The sequence below is a fragment of the Cohnella sp. WQ 127256 genome, from assembly GCF_024519285.1.
GTDB lineage: Bacteria > Bacillota > Bacilli > Paenibacillales > Paenibacillaceae > Cohnella.
Map to the genome: position 1 here is coordinate 283,647 of NZ_JAMZCY010000008.1, position 17,751 is coordinate 301,397.

Here is a 17,751-nt window from a genome sequence, read left to right on the forward strand (position 1 = left end):
GGCAAGACACGCGTATAACAGCAAGGGGCTCTCCCAATAGGTCACTTCAGACCCTACAGGAAAGCCCCTTTGAAATCGAATAAGATAGATTAGTCAGCGACCGTTTCCGATTCTTCTTCTTCGGAGGATTCGGTTTCGTGCGCGGCAACCTCTGCTAATGCAGGCTCGTCCGCTTCGGCTTCAGCCGTAACTTCCTCTGCCTCGGCAGCTACTTTCTCTTCATCAGAGGAAGCTTCCACAACCGCTTCTTCTTCATCCGCGCTTGCTTCTACAGCTTCCTCTTCCCCAGCTTCAGCTTCTACTTCTTCAGCAACAGCTTCCACTTCTTCTTCTGCTACCGCTTCTGCATCCGCTTCCACTTCTTCAGCTACAACTACTACTTCTTCGTTATCCAAGTCCATCTTGATCAAACCTCCCGGGGTCATGTTAAGGGGACAATCCCCTAATATCTAAGTTATATCTCAAGTCAAAATATGGCAATGGTGTTATTTTGTTGTATTCTGACTAGTTTAATCGAAAGAGAGAACAGTCGTGGTCGTTCGACTTATAACGTCAAAAGTTCTTAAGATTGGAACGAGGGAAAAGTGACGGAAATTCAGTTGAAGGATGCCGTCGGATGATCTTGCATTGACTTTGCTTGGGTGTTCCCGTATATTTGTCGGCAAAGCCCTTCTAATCGTAGCAGGCGTGGAATGGAATCGGGGGAGTTTCTAGCATGAGTGGAGCAGGACGGAATAGACAGAACGGTGCACAGAACGGTGCATATAAACAAAAGGGTAGCAATGAGAGAAACGGACGTAGGGATCGCTCAGAAAATTCAAGTTCACCTAAGAAGTATAATGATCGTGGAGCATCCAGTGGGCGGACTGAACGAGTGGCAAGATCGGAATCCCCTAATCGGGGACAACAAAGACAGAACACAAATGGCGAACGTGGGAATCCCATGAAGCAGTCCATTGAACGAGGTGCCCCACCAAAGCGAACCGGGAACGGTAGTCCATCGGTAAGTCGCGGTGGAAGAAGTAATGAAGGTGGCGGTTCGCATTCGATGATTGGCATGGGTCGCATTAAGGGTGAATGGATGGATATTCGTCTACCCGACAACCTGATCGGTGCACCGATGTCGGTCATCGGCAAAGCGTTACCCCTGCCGCCCAAATTATTATCGAAATTAATGCGCAATCGTGGATGCATTCTGCAAGGTCCTAATCTGAGATTGCATCTGTTTCCTCGGGAGGAAAGAGATTTTCCATCCGATTGGATGGAGCTTAATATCTTGTATGAAGATGAATTTACGCTAATCGTGAACAAGCCTGCTGGCATCGAGGTTCATCCGAGTGAGAAAGGTCAACGAAAGACACTTGCACACGCGGTAGCTGCTTATTATGAGATGTCAGGGAAGGATGTACGGATTCGCCATGTTCATCGTATAGATAAGGATACGACTGGTCCCGTTTTATACGCTAAAAATGAGTTTGCGCACTATCAGTACGATAAGGCAATGCGGGAGAAATCCATCGAGCGCATCTATATGGCATTGGCTGAAGGTTACGTAGAAGGTAATAAAGGTAAAATAGATAAGCCGATTGGACAGGATCGCCATCATTCCACCCGACGTCGGGTTAGTGATACGGGGGATCCGGCTGTGACCCACTTCGAGGTCGTTGAGCGGTTAGCGGATCATACTCTTTTGCGCCTGCGACTGGAGACAGGGCGTACGCATCAAATCCGAGTACATCTTTCCTCGATAAATCATGCACTGGCTGGAGACGGCATGTATGGAGGCACGCGGGGTGTAATATCTCGTCAAGCGCTGCATGGAGAACAACTCATCTGGAGACATCCTTGGACAGGGGAGAAGCAGTCTGTTCGAGCCCCATTGCCAGATGATTTCAATCAAGCAGTGAACAAGCTGCGCCGAAACTAATATAATGGACTTTGTTTGAGATTTTCTACCTAATCATAGAAGAAGCTTCGGTACCCTGTATCTGGGTACGAAGCTTCTTTTAGGTCATGCAGTTAGGTGGCAGTGAACTAGAGAGCGAATAAAGTGCATCGACGATACTTCTTATTCTATTCCCGTAAGCATATCGCTTCCGTCATTAAATAGGAGATCGTAGCTTCCGCACCACAATTGATGTTGGGGCCGTCTTGCATGAGTCCATCGCAGCAGCTGCCATCTTCAGGATCGATCATGGGGACGCGGAGGTCATTATAACCATAATACCAAGCTCTGCACGAATCTCGCAGAGCACGATAATAGGCTGGGCTGTTTACACCAACGTCGACATCTGACTCCATCATCGAGCGCGTGTTTAATTTTGAATGTCCTAGCACTGCGGATTGACTTGAACGGCAGTTATCTGAGCGTGAGTCAATCGTACCCTTGCCATGAGCGCTGCCGACTAATCTCGCGGATTGATCCTGCTCGAACAGTCTCGTTGCCAGAGCAGACTCCTCCAAAGCAAGCGCTAGCTTAAACATCTCGAGCGGCTGCTGATCCCATCGACTGCCCCTTACACAATCGGAGGTGCGCCAGCCCTCGTTGCCGATGGGGCGAAGCCATCCTTCATCGGTGGTCATCGCCTCTAGCAGGAAGTTGAGGCTCTCCATTCCCGTTCTTAAGGTTTCCGTTTGTAATGTATATCGATAGGTTCGCAGCATCGCCCATGGAAGTACCCCATTACTGTAAGTCATCGCAGGCTCAAACCAGCGCCAATTATCGTCAGAGAAATGAAGGAATGCACGATTAAGCAACGACTCCAGACGAACCAAATGATGCTTGAGCTCCCCCATCACATCTAGAGGGAGATCGATAATCCCTTCTCGCGAGGCCTCCAGTAAATGAGCGCAAGTAGCCATGACAAAAGCTTGGCCTCGTAAGGAGTCAATTCTATTAAAAGTAGGCAACGAGCGCTCCACGACGACTCTCGCCGTTTCACGATGAGGGCCATCCAGACGGATCCATGCATCCGCACAAGCCCATATCGAACGACCTTGACAGTCATGGGATAATTCCTCTGGCTCAAGCGTGCGGTTATAGGTAAAGTTATTAAGCCACCAACCATTATCATCTTGAGCCCATAGCATGAACGCCAAATAAATATCAGCCAACCGATTAAGTTCTGACTTATCCTTAGCAAATTCTACATCCTTTGAACAGATGAATAGCCACTCTGTAACTGTCCATAGTGCGCGCGCATTATCGTCAGTCGTATATCCCTCGCGTCGGCGTGGGATGCGACCAAGCGCATGCTCAAGTAATCCAGTATCATCCGTCAAGCGGCGCAAATGGGCGAAGGAAGGATGCGCCGAAGGACGGCTAAGCTTTTCATTACCCAACATCGGCGATTTTGTCTCTCTGTTCCGAAATGACTTGCTGGAACAGCCGCAGGTGTTGCGCCCCCACGTGCGGCCAGTGCATACTTCGCCCGATATCAGAGATGACTCGCTCCCAACTCGTTAACATCCCCGGATAAGTAAACAACTCAATGAGCTTAGAGCTCCATGCCCCGACATCCCCATAAGGCAGTAGCATTTCCTCGTGTAACAAATCCTTAGCATAAACATATGGAGTGGACAATATTGGCCTACCTAAACCTGCTGCATAAGCGAGTGTCCCACTGGTGATTTGACCCATACCTGGATAGGGGGTGAGATAGAGATCGCATGCAGAGATCAGTGATACTAACTGATCCTCAGGCATATAGCGGTTGATCCATTGTACATGATGCTCTAGTCCAAGTTCTTGGATCAGCTCCATTAATTCCTCACGGTAGGCTTCACCTTCATGCTTACGAACTTCGGGGTGGGTCTGTCCGGCAATCACGTAGAGGAGGTCTGGAACCGCATGAACGGCGGAAGCCATAGCATGCAGGATGAGCTCTATTCCTTTGCTTCGTCCGAGTAATCCGAAAGTGAACAACACTTTGCGATTGTCCCAGCCGGCTTCACGTCTAACGTTCACACGGTCAGCCCGATTGGGCACAGGTGTTCCATGCGGGATAAACATGATTTTCTCAAGGGGTACGTCGAAATTGTCTTGTAGGTAACTAATTCCTTTACGATTCATCACAATGATATGGTCGCTCCACAGTGCGATTTCCTTCTGTAGGTCCGAATAAGGAGCAACAGGGTGTTCAAATACCGTATGGAAGGTTGTAACGACCGGCTTCTTTAAGCGATGTAGAAAATCAACGATATGAGAGCCAGCTTCACCACCGAAAATTCCGAATTCATGTTGGAGCGACACGACATCTACGGTACTCTGATTGATCGCATCAGCTACTTTCATATAGTCGTCATTGTCCTGCTTAATGAGAGGAAGCATCCAGGGCTCCTCGTAGTCCGAACGTTCGTCAGGATTGCATACGGTAATGACAGGGTCAAGCATCCGATTTCCCTTCATATTTGTGATCGCTTCGCGCAAATGGTGAGTGTAAGTAGCTAGCCCGCATTTTTTAGGAATATAAGTACTGACGTAAGCGATCTGGGGAAGACGGTTGTTCATCGGCGTTGCACCTCCAAAATACGATTACATACGGCTTCGTGTAAAATATGTGGACCAACCTGCATCCCGGATCCGAAAATACAATCATTTAGCTGAGCCCCAGCGCGGATTTTGCAACGATCCCAGAGGATGGAGTGGGACAAGCGAACTTGATTGCCAATTCTACTCCCGTTCCCAATTACCGCATATGGACCAATAATAGCCCGTTCTCCAATGGAGACATCATTTCCGATCATGACCGGGGGAACAAACAATACTCCTTGGCCAATAGAGACGTTGTCACCTAACCAAATGCCCGTATCCTCCATTTCTTTGCCTTCGATTACTGCTGGGAAACGACGATCGAGTAAATCCCAGTGTAGCTGGCGATAACGCTCTTTGGTTCCCATGTCCATCCAATATCCGCCGATGGGATGACCATAAACCCCGCTTCCGTTCTCAATCAAGAGAGGGAATGTTTCTTTCTCGATAGATACCGATCTTCCGGAGGGTACAATGTCGAGAGCTGCGCGCTCCATAATGTATATGCCAGCATTGATCCGATTTGACGGTGCATCTTCTTTTTTTGGTTTTTCGATGAAACGAATGATTTGTCCGTTATCCGATTGCTCAACAACGCCATAGTGGGAAGGATCCTCAACTTCGGTTAAGCAGATGGTTACTGCGCCACCATGACTTTCGTGAAATCTCAAAGCTGAAGCCAGATCAACTTGGTGGATAATATCGGCATTAACGACGATGAACCGATCGCTCAGCAAGTGCTCAGCATTTTTAATTGCTCCTGCTGTTCCAAGTAATTCCTTCTCGACGGCATAATCGATTTTGACATCAAATTTAGAGCCATCACCAAGATGGCTTTCGATCAACTCACGATAATGTTTGACCGCGATGACGAATTCATTTACACCTTGTTCCTTGTAATGCAGGAGCAGATGCTCTAACCAGGGACGATTACCAACGAGGGCCATTGGCTTCGGAAGATGTTCCGTTAAGGGACGAAGCCTAGTTCCTAAACCACCAGCGAGAAATAATGCTTTCATGACAGGATCAACCTCCGTTTAATTGATATGTTCCAGTAAGGTTTACTGTCAACCATTAAACACAATCATCCAAATCTCAATCACCCCCATGAATGAAAACGACGCCTCCCCAAATCGCGAAAGCGTAGGGAAGCGTCAGTATCGGTTAGAGGTTCGTTTTCAGGAAATAGGCGGAATGTTCTGCTGCGTTCAGGAGTTGAGCTTTACCCCGATGAATGGAAAAAGAGGAGAGTGGAGGCTTATGCTAAAGCCTACTTTACCTGATAAAAGGGTTAACTGCAACAATTATCCAGATAGCTTGTCCGAAAGACGATGCTTTCTAGATGCGATTTCGACGACCAGTAAATAGGGAAATGATGAATAAAATCAGGAAGATGAAGAACAGAATTTTGGCGATTCCCGCTGCTGCACTGACGAGTCCTCCGAATCCAAAGATCGCAGCAACAATAGCAACTACAAAAAATATTAAGGCCCAATGTAACATAGTGATTCCTCCTTATTGTATGCGGGTTTTGCGATAACTAATAGCAGCCCGCATCTCGCAATAGTGTTAAGTTACCCAGCTGTATTGGATGTGAATCTATGAGCACAATTGTTTCGTGTTGATCTTCTTTTGGGTAACGATAGGATATAGCACGATGTATAGGAGAGTGGAGAATGCTCATGGAAAACAACGATATTATGACGTGGAGTGTAGCGATAGTAGCTGTCTCGTTTGTCATCTTGTGCGGATTCCTGATTTCCTTATTAAAGACGGCGCAACGATCCATGGTGACAGCACAATCTGCCATGCAGGAAGTGAAGGAAACCGTCGAAAATTTGGGGGACGAAGTTAAGAAATTAGCGGAAAGCGTTAATGAAGTTGCAGATGATATTAGTGGAAAGCTGCAATCTACAGATCCTTTGTTCGAAGCTGTACAAGATGTTGGCATTCTATTGAGTGAAGTCACGGGCACCGCCCGGAAAGTAACCCAAAATTTCGGGCATTCAATGAGTCAACAAGCTACAGCTGCGGAAGAGAATGAGGTCACTCCAGCATGGTTGGAATGGGCAGTGCTAGGTGCGCGTGTTGTAAGGAGCATTCAAAAAGGTTGGAAGCAACAAAGAGAGCAACCTCATTCCTATAAGAAGGAGGAGATCTAAAATGATGATCTCATGGCTGATCTTGTTATCTTCAATCGTTAATGGGGGAGCAGCGCCAGCAGCGGCTGCACCGGTAACGCTAGCACCAGTAGTACCATCAAAGGTTGTACCCTCAACGGTAGTGCCAACAGCGACACCCCATCCAGTACTCCATTCGAAGCAGTGGCAGCTTAATGGTGTTGAACTGGGAGATGCGGCTAGTGAAGTAAAGGGAACATGGGGAAGCCCTAGCATAATTACTACCGATGAGCTGCAGAATGATTGCGAAACTTGGAGCTATAGGGATGGCAAAAATGTCGGGCTTTGTAGTGGCGAAGTATCCTTCGTTCAAATTACTGCAGACGCGAATAAAGCGAATCTCGATGGCGACGACATTAATCTGTTAAATAAGGATTTACGACAAGCCTTAGGTAAGCCTGAGTTTGAGGCAGAGGATGGGTGGGGAGTTGTAAATGGAGCAGAAGCACTGAAGGTTTTCTTAGATGATCGAGGAAGTCTCGTTTCATTAGATCTGTTCCTAGATCCTTGTAACGCTTAGAGTAATTACAAACTTCATGTTTCAATAGAGAGAAAGACGTTTAATAGAAAGTAGACAAACAGAAAGAGGAGGAGAGAAATATGAAAGCATATGCTAAACTTGTAAATAACGGATTAGAAGCTTTTGATCTCGTGAATGATTTACACCGCCAAGGATATACGGAGAAGGAAATTTATGTGTTAGCGCATGAAACCGATCGAACGAATCGTTTGGCGGAGGTAGCGGAAACGAACAAGGTCGGTATGTCTGAGGAAGGCATGTTCGATTCGATAGCGAATCTGTTTCGAACCCGTGGTGACGAGCTTCGCAGCAAGATTGAATCGATGGGCTTTAATCCTTATGAAGCCAATATGTACGAAACCGAATTGGATCAGGGTAAAGTGCTAGTCATGGCTCGACACTAAGCTCGAGAACACATGGGAATAAGGAATGAGGGCGGAAAATCCGTCGCTCATTCCTTATTCGCGTTTGTTGTTTGAGTGGTCTATCAAAGGACTTATGGAGGAGACAAAGATATAGATGGCCTTATTGATTGTGGATGACAATGCCATGAATATTATGGTCATTCAAGAAATGTTAAAGAGAGCAGGCTTCAATGAATTCCGTGCGGCTAGCTCCGCCGAAGAAATGTTTGAATTACTGCAGGGAGAAAGCAATGGGGTTGACGGAACATCTCAACCTATTGATTTGATTTTACTGGATTTAATGATGCCGGAGATGGATGGAATTGAAGCTTGTCGAAGATTGAAAGCGAATGTCTTCTACAAAGATATTCCTGTCATTATGGTTACAGCAATCGGGGATTCGCGAAAGCTTGCTGAGGCACTTGATGCAGGCGCCATAGATTTCGTGACGAAACCCATCAATAAAATTGAAATGCTGGCAAGGATACGCTCAGCTCTCAAGCTCAAGCGAGAGCTTGATTGGCACAAGGAGCGGGATTCTCGGATGAGGCAGGAGCTGATGCTTGCACGCCAAGTCCAAGAGTCAGTGCTTCCGGATTCTGTAGATGAACCTGACGTGCGGATTAATGCCTATTTTCAGGCATCGGAGGCTTTGGCAGGTGATTTATACGCTTGGCATAGAATCGATGACAAACGTTGGGCCATCGCAGTCATTGATGCCATGGGACACGGGATATCCTCCTCTCTTGTGAGCATGTTTATAGCATCTATTCTCAAGGAGTCCATGCGTTCACTATGGTCACCCAAACGGGTATTTTCGGAGCTTAACCGAAGATTAATGGGACTTCAATGGGAGAATGAGCTCATTCATTATTTTTGCACAGGTATTTATGTTGCGATTGATCTGGAATCCGGAAAATTGGAGTATGCGAATGCAGGGCATCCCTCGGGACTCCTCTATCATGCGGGAGAAAGTATACCTGAGAAGCTGACGGTGAGCTCTCCGCCGCTTGGCATGTTCGATAAGTTAGATATCGTTACCCGTACCGTCAGCCTATTGCCTGGGGATCATCTCTATTTATTCACGGATGGGATACTGGGTCCTTTCGAAGGGGATGACGAAGTACAGTTAGAGCAACTATCAGCCATTCTCCATCAAGTCAATAAAGAAGAGACGATCTTGGAACAGCTTATCAATGACGTTCCGCTTGATGGTCGTTCGGATGACCGATGCTTGGTTAAGATCGAAGTGAATCCAGGAGGAGCCCAGCTATGAAAATTAAAACAAAGTTAAGTATTGGATTTACTTCATTACTCCTTCTCCTGATTGGGATTACCTCATTTGGTTATATCCGAATGAGTCAAATGAATCATTCCTTGAATCATTTTTACGATAATCGTTTTGAGAAAGTCACGGTCGCGCTTGACGTAAGAGGAGAAATTAATTCCTCAGGTCGTATGTTGAACGACATTATTATTGATAAGGATATCCCTCAAGAGGGAATAGATGAGCTTACGGATAGGTTAACGAATGCAGACGAACAATTCCAGAAGCTAACCCAGCTAGAGCTCAGTAGCTCGGAACAAGACGTAATGGATGGAATTATGAAAACAGCACACAGCTATACGCAGTCTTTACAACAGTTTATTAAAAACCTTAATCAAGGCAAACTAGACGAAGCCAAAATACTTTATACAGACAAGCTGCGCATTGAACAAAGGGAAGTTATCGATTCCATGGACGCACTTGTGAAAATGCAGGAAAATGCCTTGAAGCAGGAAATGGCTGATGCCCGTCAGTTATATGATCGTTCTGTAACAATGGTAGCCTTGCTTACTCTTGTTGGGTTACTGCTCGGTTTTGCGATTGTCCTATGGGTTTTCCCGAGTATAACGAAAGGGCTGAATTTGCTTGAACGAATGGCCGATCGTTTTGGTAAAGGACGTCTTCGTGGATTGGCACGGTTCGAGATTAAGTCTCGTGACGAATTGGGCGAATTAGCCCAAGTGTTTAAGCGGATTGCCCTGGATCTCCAGGTCAAGAACGAGCGAGAAGCGATGCTGTCCGAAATTCAGAAACGACAAGGGCGAATGAATGCCCAGATTGCTCGCGTGACGGAACTGCTGCAAGAGGGCTCTGATGCGAAGCTTGTGGCACAATCCTTTATTTCCGAATTTACTCCTGTACTAGGTGGTTCACATGGCTTGCTATATTTAACGGATCCGACGACAAGCAGTGAACAATTGGATCTAATGGGCTCTTATGCAGTATTGGGAAAAAATACGGACGAAGGAATTCCGGCTGTACCCCTGACGATTCGTCCTGGAGAAGGCCTTACGGGGCAATGTTATCGGGATGCCACAACAGTTATCATAGATGATGTTCCTGAAGGGTACTTGAAGGTCGGTTCAGTTCTGGGGGCGACAGGACCGAAATCGCTTATTATTCAACCTATCCTATATGACAACAAGGTGATTGGAGTAGTTGAGCTAGCCTCAATGTCCGAATTTACTTCTGAGCATAAGGAACTGCTTGGTTCTTTAAGCGAGAAGCTTGGGACGATTCTTAACAACATTCATTCTCGTCAGAGAGTAGAGGAACTTCTAAGAGAATCTCAAGCGATGACAGAAGAATTGCAAGTTCAATCGGAAGAGCTCGTTTGCCAGCAGGAAGAGCTAAGAGAGACGAATGATAAGCTTGAGAGTCAGCAGCAGGATTTGAAAAACTCAGAGCAACGACTACAACAGCAGCAGGAAGAGCTAGAGCAGACGAACCATGAGCTTACGGCCAAGACGCTCTCTTTAGAGCAGCATATTAAACGTGTGGAATTTCAAAATCGTCAAATCGCGGAAGTGAATTCAGAGCTCGAACGACAAGCTCTTCAATTGGCTTTGACCAGCAAATACAAATCAGAATTTCTAGCGAATATGTCACATGAATTAAGGACGCCTCTGAACAGCCTGCTTATTTTATCTGAATTTCTCTCGGAGAACCAAGAAGAGAATTTAACCGATAAGCAGCGCGAATATGTGCAGACGATTCATTTGTCAGGGAACGACCTGTTAAAGATGATTGATGAAATATTGGATTTGTCTAAGGTGGATGCGGGGAAGATGGATATCCATCCCGAATGGCTGGTTCTTGAAGATATCTCAACATTTTTGGATCATTTGTTTACCCCGATGGCGACATCGAAAAATTTATCATTAAGCATTGAGAGCTTTGATGATATTCCTGGGGCGATCTGGACAGATGGGCACAGATTGAAGCAGATTTTACGAAATCTTCTATCCAATGCAATTAAGTTCACGGACACTGGATCTGTCTCATTTACATTGCGTAGGCCAAATGAACATGAATTGATATCGGATAAGAATATAGAAGGTGTGCAATATGTAGCTCTGTCAGTTACAGATACCGGAATCGGCATCCCACAGGATAAATGTGAGTTTATTTTCGAAGCTTTCCGGCAAGCAGATGGCACAACGAGCCGGAAATATGGGGGAACAGGCCTGGGTCTAACGATTAGCAGGGAGCTTGCTCATTTGCTCGGAGGTTGGATTTATTTAGACACCGAGCCAGACAAGGGGAGCACCTTTACTCTCGTTGTACCAGAGCGTATTGCCGAGGAGGGGGTTTCCTTGGAGGAGATGGAGGAGACCTTCTCATTAGAACAGTCAGCCGTATCGTTGGAAGTTGCTCTCGATGGAGTGATCAATGCTCCACACAATCTGGGACCAGGCGAGCCATCCGATCGAATGGTGAAATCCCTTTTGCAAGACCAAGACCGGTTAGTGGATGAAACGAACTCTGGCTTATCGCAACAGGAACGTGAAGCAGCATTCCTCAATAAGAAAATCCTGTTAGTAGATGATGATATTCGCAACGTATTTTCTCTATCGAATGTTCTAGAGCATCGGAAGATGCAAGTCGTTTATGCGGAAAATGGGTTGGAGGCTCTGAAAAAACTTGAAGAGGAGCCGGATATCGACTTGGTGCTCATGGATATTATGATGCCGGAAATGGACGGCTATGAAGCGATGAGATGTATTCGAGATTCGGAGAAGTGGGGAAATATTCCTGTCATTGCCTTGACGGCGAAAGCGATGAAGGACGACCGTAACAAATGTATTGAAGCCGGTGCTTCAGATTACATTACAAAACCGGTGAACACGGATCAACTTCTATCTCTGATGAGAGTGTGGTTGCATCGATGAGCATAGGGAAGCTGGAAACCCAAGATAGTGAATTGGTGAAAATCGAGATCGGATTGTTGCTGGAAGGTATATATCGCAAATATGGATATGATTTTCGTAATTACTCTTATGCCTCTATTCGACGCCGGATTTGGCATCGAATACGCTTAGAAGGGCTACCGAATGTTTCTTCGCTCCAGGAAAGAGTCATGCATAACGGTGATGTTTTTCATCGTCTACTGGGTGATCTCATGATTCCTGTAACAGAGATGTTTCGTGATCCTGAGATGTTTCTTGCCTTTCGACAAGAAGTTGTCCCCTATTTGCGTAAGCTTCCTAATATTCGAATTTGGCATGCAGGCTGCTCTACAGGTGAGGAAGTACATTCAATGGCGATCTTGCTTCATGAAGAGGGATTACTTGAGCGAACTCGTATTTATGCAACAGACATTAACGAGAGTGCGATGAACACAGCTCAGAATGGATTTATCCCTATTGATAAAATGAAGCAATATACGAAGAAATATCAAATGGCAGGCGGCATGCAATCGTTCTCGGATTATTATGAATCAGAGCATGGCATTGTCAAGCTTAAGCCATTCCTAAGGCAAAACATCGTTTTCGCAAGGCACAACCTGGTGACGGATAGCTCCTTTAATGAGTTTCATGTCATCATGTGCCGCAATGTCATGATATATTTCAATACCTTGCTAAGGGATCAGGTTCATACTCTTTTCTATGAGAGCTTGGCACAGGAAGGCTATCTAATCGTGGGCAGTAAAGAAACGATTACCTTCACGCCAACGGCTGATAAATATGAAACAAGGTACGATCAGCACCGGATATTTCGTAAGCTTCGGTAAGCTTTACAATGTGATTAATGGACGATTTCACGATCTGGGCGGACGATGGAAGCGATAGGATTGAATTTTCCGAGTAGATGATCGCGGAAGATTTCAGCAGCTAGCATGCTGTAGATTGTTCCATTTCCTCCATAAGCCAAACAATAATGTATTCCTGGGTGAATTGGATCCTCACCAAGCCAAGGTAATCCATCCTTGGATTCCCCGAAGGTTGCACACCATTCGTACCGGATTTCCGGTGTTATAGCCGGGAACAAATGATGAAGCTCCGAGAGCAGTCTTAGGGAGTGAGCATGGAGCTCCTGTTGGGACAATACGGGCTGACGAATATTTTCATCTAAACCACCGACGATGATTCGATTGTCGGTGGTTGTTCTTAAATATAAGTAAGGTCGCGAGGTTTCCCATAGGAGGAAGCGCTCATGCCAATCGGATAAGGAAGGCATGGGCTCAGTAACGATCGAATAGGAGCGGTTAATCTGGGCAGCCCACTGTCTTCCGGTTTGTTCTGGAACGTACCCGACGGCATAGATCACATGCTCGGTTGCGATTTCTCCACCGCTTGTAGATACGGTATATCCGCCCGCAGATGGACGGACGGATAACATTGCGGTTTTTTCGTAAACCTCTAATCCGCTCTGATGGCCTTCTTCGGTTAAAGCCTGGGCGAATAGGAAGGGATTAATTTCTCCGTCTCCGCGTGTCACGATTGCCGCAGCCTTGCGAAAAGGGAAGTTCATGGCGATCTGATCTTCCTCCCACCAATCCGCATCGAAGCCATTGCGGTGCAGCATTTCGTATTCCTGTCTCAACGTTGGGACGTCAGTTGGCGTAGAGGCGTAATATAGACTGCTGCGACGTTTGAAGTCAACATTCCTACTCATTCCTTCTGCGATAATATGAATGTGCTCTGCAGCTTGTCTGCAAGCTTTATAGAACATAACGGCTTTCTGTTCTCCAATACTATTGGCAAAATCACTTAACATCTTGTCGTTGGAGTACTGAAGAATTCCTGTATTCGCGGAGGTGCTCCCAGAACCAACTGTATTTTGCTCGATGAGAATCGTATCAATGCCACTCTTAGCTAGGGTGTAACCGCATAGGGTACCAGACATTCCGCCACCTATAATGACGACCCGGGTCTTTTTGTGACTATCCAATATCGGGTAGTGAACAGGCTCCGCGTATGTACCAGGCCAAAGTAAATTTCCGAAGTGTAAGCTCATGTGGACCTCCAAATCAGACCAAATTCAATGAAAGATACTATTCCAAAAAAACGTGTCTGGTATGCAGAAAAGGGATATCAAGGTATACCACAAACGATGAAAACTGAAACTTTTTGAAAAAAATGATTGATCGTGTTTCAATGTTCGAAATATAGGGTTATAACAAAGAGTGAGTAAGATAAGGAAGAGATCATGATCTAAGCCAATAGAATGGAGAGATCTTTATGCCAAATAACAAATTTACGCTTCGTACTGAGAATAGGGAAGGTCAGACCGTTGTCTTTTTAAGTGGTGAGTTTGATTTGGAGGTCGCTACACAAATGCGTACTACGATGGAGCCGCTCATCGAATTAACAGATCGGAGATTGACTTTGAACCTTCATGATTTGAAATACATAGATAGTACTGGGATTGGTATTTTGATTTCTATCGTCAAAGCCCGCCATGCTCGCAGTGCATCATTTGACGTGGAGCATGTACCGACACATATTCTTAAGCTATTTGATATGACAGGGGTTACCCCTTTCCTAGCTAAAGCAGAATAATCAAACAATGAGAGGAATGAGGAGAAACCCCATGACAACTGATAGAAATGTTAAACTAACCGTGCCTGCTCTCCCAGAATATGTTGACTTGGTCCGGCTTACTCTATACGGAGTAGCAACTAAAATGAAATTTACGTTTGAAGATATCGAGGATATGAAGGTAGCGGTGTCCGAGGCTTGTAATAACGCGGTATTACATGCTTACGGTGGGGATCAAGGTGAAATCGAAGTTCAGTTCAATTCAAGTGTAGATGAGCTTTCCATAACCGTTCGTGATTACGGTAGAGCATTCCGGATTGCGGAAAGCAATGAAACTCCTTCGTTACACGGCAAATCTATTGATGAAATCCAGTCGGGCGGATTGGGACTCTACTTGATGCAGGCTCTAATGGATAATGTGGTCGTGCATCAGGATGGCGGTACAGTCGTAACATTAACGAAGAAACGGATGAAATCCGAAGAGACTGCATGAGCCAATCCCATTCTGCGCGTCTGCCCGACGACGCAATTGAGATCATGCTCGAATATCAAAAAACACTTTGCAACGACTTAGCGTCCCAGTTAATTCGCAATTATGAACCCATGGTGAAAATGGCGGCTAATAAAATATCCCGTAATCGACCAGATCTGTTCGATGACCTTTTCCAGGTTGGGCAGATGTCCATGTTCAGACTACTTAAGCAGTTCGACCCCTCATTAGGAGTGCCATTCGAACCTTATGCGATGAAGAGCATTATTGGACATATGAAAAATTATTTAAGAGATAAATCTTGGTATATTCAAGTGCCTCGTAGAGTCAAAGAAAAGGGTCTTCTCGTTCAGCGGGCGATTGATGAACTGATGAGTACGTTAGAGCGCTCCCCGAATGTTGAAGAAATCGCCCAATATCTTGAGCTAGATACGGAGGAAACCCTCGAGATCTTAGCTGGACGTGACTTATACCATTATGTTTCTTTAGATACACCTATATCGGAAGATGATAGCGCAGCTGTGCTCAGTGAATTAATAGGATCAACAGTGGATGACTTCTCTGCTCTGGAGAGGAAGCTTGATTTGGATGAGGCTATGAATCATTTGAAGCAGGATGAGCAGGATGTTCTTAAGATGGTGTTCGAGAGAGGACTATCACAACGAGCGATTGCGGATGAGATGGGGGTATCGCAGATGAGTATTTCCCGCATTCAGAAGCGAGCGATCGATAAGCTTAAGTTATTAATCCAGGATGCGGGGCTAGAAGGCGATTAGCGATTGATTGCTTAATTGATTCAATCCCTTGGGAATTGTGTAATAGATCTTACGGAAGAAGTATCTATTTCCGCAAAGGAGTTGGAGATGATGACAGTCAAATATCAGATCCCATGTTCGGAAAGCGATATTTATGTATTGGAGAAGGAAGATGGGTTCCATCTAACGATTAGCTCTCGGGTTAATCCACTCAGCTTCGGGAACAAGCTTTCCGATTATACTTCTGTTGGTAGAGCGATTGATGCAGCGGATAAGTTTTGTGAGATGTATACGTTAATTAAAGAGTACGGCTACCATTTACAAGGCACGGATTTTCATAAGGAAGGGTTAAAATCTATTCCGGTGCCAGAGCTTCTGGAAAAGGATATTTCAGTCGATACAATGAGAGTGTTGCTGGACAAAGAAGTGCAGCTTTAGGTATAGCAGGAACGCAAAGCCGATGTCTGATCCAAGGACATCGGCTTTGTCGTGTGAGGCGTGTGCACAACATCGGTGCTCCTAACCCAACACGTCTCCACCCGAGGCACCCCCCCTCCCCCCGCGAAAGCGGAAAAAACCAACAATAGAATCCCTAAGTATGCAAATGGAGCAAAGCTTTATTCACTCTATAGCTACAAATCCGTTTGACATCCGTCCGAGTGGGAATTAATAATTCTTTTTCAGTAAGATTAGTGATGTGTTTAACAATGGTATCCCGGTGCAAGCCCAGTGTAATTGCGGCGAATTTTGGTGTGATGGGTGTGGATAGTGAAGTGGCAAGATGAATAATAGCAGACTCAGTTGGACATAATTGCAGCTCAATATACATGCTAGAAATCCCCAGCTTGCCTATAAGCTGTTGAATAAGTTGCTGGCAGACACAGGGCTTCTCCAAGATGTCATCATAGGAGAATCGTAAAACATACCATCCATCAATGATCAAGTGGTTCTGGCGCATAAGATGGTCTGCAAATTGTGATCTATTTACATCGCGCCAATGAGTGCCAAAGCTATCGATCTCAATACAGATCTTAAACCCTTCTGTTATATAAGCAAAATCAAGATATCTCCAGCCATCTTTGAAGTCTCTGATCTCATACTCGGCGTGTAAGTTATTAAAATGCTCGAAAGCTGGCCACCAAACCTGCTTAATAAACATTTTTTCTGCATGATTGTTAATGTTAGTTAATCTTCTCTTGCGTTCACCTTTACTCGTTGAACGAACTCTGTCCATCCAAGTGTCATATGCCTGCTTTAATTCATCAGTCATTTGAACCTCTTTGCTAGCATTTATCATCTCAGCACCTCTGCTAGTGGATTTAAAAAACAAAAGCCACCCAAGCCGGAATAATCCGGATGGATGGCGTGTTCTTCACGACCGTGATAAAGCTATATTTATACGCATAAATTATTATGAATTTTCCAATTCAGCAAGAGGTTTCTAACAAAGATTCGAATCGCTAATCCCTATTTTCTAAAATCAATACAACGACAAGCCCATCCACCTCAATATTGAATAGGATCGTTAACAAGTCCTTCTTCATTTAGCTGCTGCTCCGTTTTTATGCGATCCATATCATGACCTAACCGCTTCATATCAGCAAAATCCTGCACCATAGAGCCGTTTTGGGCGATCTCGATTGGCTTGGATGGGATAGGAGTCGAAGGTACTCGATCGCCTAGTTCTGGGGAATAAATCTGTGACTCGGTGTTGTCGGTACCATTTGGTTTAGATTTCATGATGCACCATCCTTTAATTCAGACTTCTTCTCATCCTTCCAGGATTGTACTTCTTCTTTAGCAGTAGAAATAGCGGACCGGGTCTTGTCCATTATCTCCGAGGCTTGATGACTAACCTGCTTGGCCATCTCTTGTGTCTTGTTGCCTGCTTCGGATAGCATTTGCTTTGTACGATCCTGAACGGAGCTATAGCGATCTCGGATATCACCACGTAGTTCGCGTCCTGATTTTGGAGCCAGTAGAAGAGCAGCTGTAGCTCCAACAACTCCACCAATTAATGCACCTTTTATTGTTCCGCGTGTATTTGCCATTTGTTATTCC

At 45.4% G+C, this 17,751-nt stretch carries 20 protein-coding genes; 11 read left to right on the forward strand and 9 right to left on the reverse strand.

What is annotated here, in order from left to right; genetic code table 11:
* Window positions 1-89 precede the first annotated feature (89 nt).
* Window positions 90-401: a hypothetical protein gene (locus M1K58_RS22810; RefSeq protein WP_256761192.1), complete on the reverse strand. Its 312-nt coding sequence runs from the start codon at window positions 399-401 to the stop codon at window positions 90-92.
* Window positions 402-715: 314 nt separating this feature from the next.
* Between M1K58_RS22810 and M1K58_RS22815 the strand changes: the two genes are divergently transcribed.
* Window positions 716-1,927 (forward strand): RluA family pseudouridine synthase, encoded by a 1,212-nt coding sequence (locus M1K58_RS22815; protein WP_256761193.1) that lies wholly within the window; start codon window positions 716-718, stop codon window positions 1,925-1,927.
* Window positions 1,928-2,073: 146 nt separating this feature from the next.
* On the opposite strand, the gene M1K58_RS22820 is transcribed toward M1K58_RS22815, so the two are convergent.
* The 4 genes from M1K58_RS22820 to M1K58_RS22835 all read right to left on the reverse strand — a co-directional run bounded on the left by M1K58_RS22820 (window position 2,074) and on the right by M1K58_RS22835 (window position 6,034).
* Window positions 2,074-3,345 (reverse strand): hypothetical protein, encoded by a 1,272-nt coding sequence (locus M1K58_RS22820; RefSeq protein ID WP_256761194.1) that lies wholly within the window; start codon window positions 3,343-3,345, stop codon window positions 2,074-2,076.
* Complete coding sequence (locus M1K58_RS22825) at window positions 3,335-4,510, reverse strand: glycosyltransferase family 4 protein (protein WP_256761195.1); 1,176 nt, start codon at window positions 4,508-4,510, stop codon at window positions 3,335-3,337. The genes M1K58_RS22820 and M1K58_RS22825 overlap by 11 nt, the downstream gene beginning before the upstream one ends.
* The gene (locus tag M1K58_RS22830) at window positions 4,507-5,550 is read right to left on the reverse strand and encodes a nucleotidyltransferase family protein (protein ID WP_256761196.1); all 1,044 of its coding nucleotides are present in this window, start codon (window positions 5,548-5,550) and stop codon (window positions 4,507-4,509) included. Before M1K58_RS22830 ends, M1K58_RS22825 begins: the two co-directional genes overlap by 4 nt.
* 319 nt (window positions 5,551-5,869) lie before the next feature.
* On the reverse strand, window positions 5,870-6,034 hold the full coding sequence (locus M1K58_RS22835; protein WP_256761197.1) for a DUF1328 domain-containing protein: 165 nt from the start codon (window positions 6,032-6,034) through the stop codon (window positions 5,870-5,872).
* Between the two features lie 173 nt (window positions 6,035-6,207).
* Here M1K58_RS22835 and M1K58_RS22840 point away from each other — a divergent pair, with 173 nt between their 5' ends.
* From M1K58_RS22840 to M1K58_RS22865, 6 genes are all read left to right on the forward strand, one after another.
* Window positions 6,208-6,693 (forward strand): DUF948 domain-containing protein, encoded by a 486-nt coding sequence (locus M1K58_RS22840; RefSeq protein WP_256761198.1) that lies wholly within the window; start codon window positions 6,208-6,210, stop codon window positions 6,691-6,693.
* Window position 6,694: 1 nt separating this feature from the next.
* Window positions 6,695-7,231: a hypothetical protein gene (locus M1K58_RS22845; RefSeq protein ID WP_256761199.1), complete on the forward strand. Its 537-nt coding sequence runs from the start codon at window positions 6,695-6,697 to the stop codon at window positions 7,229-7,231.
* An 80-nt stretch (window positions 7,232-7,311) separates the two neighbouring features.
* Window positions 7,312-7,635 carry a YflT domain-containing protein gene (locus tag M1K58_RS22850; RefSeq protein WP_256761200.1) on the forward strand — a complete coding sequence of 108 codons (324 nt, stop codon included), beginning with the start codon at window positions 7,312-7,314 and terminating at the stop codon, window positions 7,633-7,635.
* A 115-nt stretch (window positions 7,636-7,750) separates the two neighbouring features.
* The gene (locus M1K58_RS22855; protein WP_256761201.1) at window positions 7,751-8,911 is read left to right on the forward strand and encodes a SpoIIE family protein phosphatase; all 1,161 of its coding nucleotides are present in this window, start codon (window positions 7,751-7,753) and stop codon (window positions 8,909-8,911) included.
* Window positions 8,908-11,853: a response regulator gene (locus tag M1K58_RS22860; RefSeq protein ID WP_256761202.1), complete on the forward strand. Its 2,946-nt coding sequence runs from the start codon at window positions 8,908-8,910 to the stop codon at window positions 11,851-11,853. Before M1K58_RS22855 ends, M1K58_RS22860 begins: the two co-directional genes overlap by 4 nt.
* Entirely contained in the window at window positions 11,850-12,695 is an 846-nt protein-coding gene (locus tag M1K58_RS22865; protein ID WP_256761203.1) for a CheR family methyltransferase, read from the forward strand. Before M1K58_RS22860 ends, M1K58_RS22865 begins: the two co-directional genes overlap by 4 nt.
* 14 nt (window positions 12,696-12,709) lie before the next feature.
* Here the strand turns inward: M1K58_RS22865 and M1K58_RS22870 are convergent, their stop codons facing one another.
* A complete protein-coding gene (locus M1K58_RS22870; RefSeq protein ID WP_256761204.1) occupies window positions 12,710-13,921 on the reverse strand; it encodes an NAD(P)/FAD-dependent oxidoreductase in 1,212 nt (403 codons plus the stop codon).
* A 224-nt stretch (window positions 13,922-14,145) separates the two neighbouring features.
* On the opposite strand from M1K58_RS22870, the gene M1K58_RS22875 reads away from it, so the two are divergent.
* The 4 genes from M1K58_RS22875 to M1K58_RS22890 all read left to right on the forward strand — a co-directional run bounded on the left by M1K58_RS22875 (window position 14,146) and on the right by M1K58_RS22890 (window position 16,128).
* On the forward strand, window positions 14,146-14,466 hold the full coding sequence (locus M1K58_RS22875) for an STAS domain-containing protein (protein ID WP_256761205.1): 321 nt from the start codon (window positions 14,146-14,148) through the stop codon (window positions 14,464-14,466).
* 31 nt (window positions 14,467-14,497) lie between these two features.
* Window positions 14,498-14,938: an anti-sigma B factor RsbW gene (rsbW, locus tag M1K58_RS22880; RefSeq protein ID WP_256761206.1), complete on the forward strand. Its 441-nt coding sequence runs from the start codon at window positions 14,498-14,500 to the stop codon at window positions 14,936-14,938.
* On the forward strand, window positions 14,935-15,711 hold the full coding sequence (locus tag M1K58_RS22885; protein WP_256761207.1) for a sigma-70 family RNA polymerase sigma factor: 777 nt from the start codon (window positions 14,935-14,937) through the stop codon (window positions 15,709-15,711). Before rsbW ends, M1K58_RS22885 begins: the two co-directional genes overlap by 4 nt.
* Window positions 15,712-15,798: 87 nt before the next feature.
* A complete protein-coding gene (locus tag M1K58_RS22890) occupies window positions 15,799-16,128 on the forward strand; it encodes a hypothetical protein (RefSeq protein WP_256761208.1) in 330 nt (109 codons plus the stop codon).
* Window positions 16,129-16,282: 154 nt separating this feature from the next.
* Here the strand turns inward: M1K58_RS22890 and M1K58_RS22895 are convergent, their stop codons facing one another.
* The 3 genes from M1K58_RS22895 to M1K58_RS22905 all read right to left on the reverse strand — a co-directional run bounded on the left by M1K58_RS22895 (window position 16,283) and on the right by M1K58_RS22905 (window position 17,741).
* Window positions 16,283-16,960: a DNA-binding response regulator gene (locus M1K58_RS22895; RefSeq protein WP_256761209.1), complete on the reverse strand. Its 678-nt coding sequence runs from the start codon at window positions 16,958-16,960 to the stop codon at window positions 16,283-16,285.
* Between the two features lie 236 nt (window positions 16,961-17,196).
* On the reverse strand, window positions 17,197-17,430 hold the full coding sequence (locus M1K58_RS22900) for a hypothetical protein (protein WP_256761210.1): 234 nt from the start codon (window positions 17,428-17,430) through the stop codon (window positions 17,197-17,199).
* Window positions 17,427-17,741, reverse strand: a complete 315-nt coding sequence (locus M1K58_RS22905) for a YtxH domain-containing protein (protein ID WP_256761211.1) — start codon at window positions 17,739-17,741, stop codon at window positions 17,427-17,429. The genes M1K58_RS22900 and M1K58_RS22905 overlap by 4 nt, the downstream gene beginning before the upstream one ends.
* Window positions 17,742-17,751: the final 10 nt, after the last annotated feature.